This window comes from Chryseobacterium cucumeris (genome assembly GCF_001593385.1).
Taxonomy (GTDB): Bacteria; Bacteroidota; Bacteroidia; order Flavobacteriales; family Weeksellaceae; genus Chryseobacterium; species Chryseobacterium cucumeris.
This window is the reverse complement of sequence record NZ_LUVZ01000014.1, coordinates 1-1,350: the sequence shown is the minus strand read 5'-3', so window position 1 is coordinate 1,350 and position 1,350 is coordinate 1. Positions and strand designations below refer to the sequence as shown.

The window sequence follows — 1,350 nt, the reverse complement described above, 5'->3', positions numbered from 1 at the left end:
TGTCTCGTCCTGAAAAAGGTTGACTAAAAAACCATAAAATTAGTCACCCTTATGAATCTAAAAAAAACATCGTCCCCTGTCCAAGAATACAGTGAGGCATTCAAACGACAAGTTGTCTCTGAATATGAACGGGGATTATATACAAAATCCCAATTGCAAACTCGATACAATATTCGGGGTAATTCATGCATTTCAAGTTGGTTAATAAAATATGGTAACTTTACTTATGAAAAACAATTAAGTAAAGGCAGACCTATGAAAGATCCACAGAAACAAAAGATTAAAGAGCTTGAAGCTGCTTTATCCAAAAAGGAAGAAGAGCTTAAAGTGTTTAAGAGATTTATAGAAATCGCAGAGCGTGAGTTGAAGATTGAAATTGTAAAAAAGTCTGGTTCCAATCAATCCAGGAAATAAGGCCGTATACAAATCTTTCACTGGAAGATATCTGCCGATTGTTTGGATACAGTAAACAAGCTTATTATAAAAGGAAGAAACAGCCTGATTCTATCAATAATCAAAAAAGGATTATAGAACTGGTATTATCAATTCGTAAAAAGATGCCTAAAATAGGGACTCGAAAACTTTATGTATTACTTAAAAATGATTTTTCAAAAGAGGATCTTCATATAGGAAGAGATCGGCTGTTTCAACTTTTAAGATCGAATTATCTTTTAATTCCCAGAAGACACAGTTATTTTAAAACAACCAATTCCAGACATTGGATGAAGAAATACCCGAATATTATTAAAGAAAAGGAGTTGAAATGTTCAGAAAAAGTTTGGGTTGCAGATATTACCTATCTGAAGACTAAAGAGAAAAATTATTATCTTCATTTGATTACCGATGCCTATTCAAAGAAAATTGTAGGATATGAACTAAGTGATAATTTACAGACTGCCTCCACATTGAAAGCATTAAAACAAGCCATAAAGAACAGGGTGTATAAACATTCTTTAATTCATCATTCAGACAGAGGATTGCAGTATTGTAGTAAAGAATATACTGAAACGTTAAGGAAAAGTGATATTCTTATCAGTATGACCGAGAACTCGGATCCTTATGAGAATGCTGTAGCAGAGAGGGTAAACGGCATTCTGAAATATGAGTTTGGATTGATTGATACTTTTGAAAACTTTAAGAATCTCTCACAGCAGCTTGACCAATCAATTTATTATTATAATAATTTAAGACCTCATTTTTCCCTAAATTATAACATCCCTAGCCAAGTGCATATGAAAAATAACGTAAAATTAAAAACATACAAAAAACAAAATCAGAATAGGAAAATTCCTACTCTGATTTAAGTATATTTGAAATATTAAACTAGTCAACCTTTTTCAGGACTAGTCA

The 1,350-nt window shown here is 31.8% G+C and carries 1 protein-coding gene; it reads left to right on the top strand.

Annotated elements, in window-relative coordinates; translation table 11 throughout:
- The first annotated feature begins 51 nt into the window (after positions 1–51).
- Positions 52–1,304 (top strand): IS3 family transposase gene (locus A1704_RS12350; RefSeq protein WP_117753103.1). Its coding sequence is split into 2 segments (ribosomal slippage): positions 52–379 and positions 379–1,304, totalling 1,254 coding nucleotides; the frame shifts between segments, so codons are not numbered across the junction.
- The last annotated feature ends 46 nt before the right edge of the window (positions 1,305–1,350 follow it).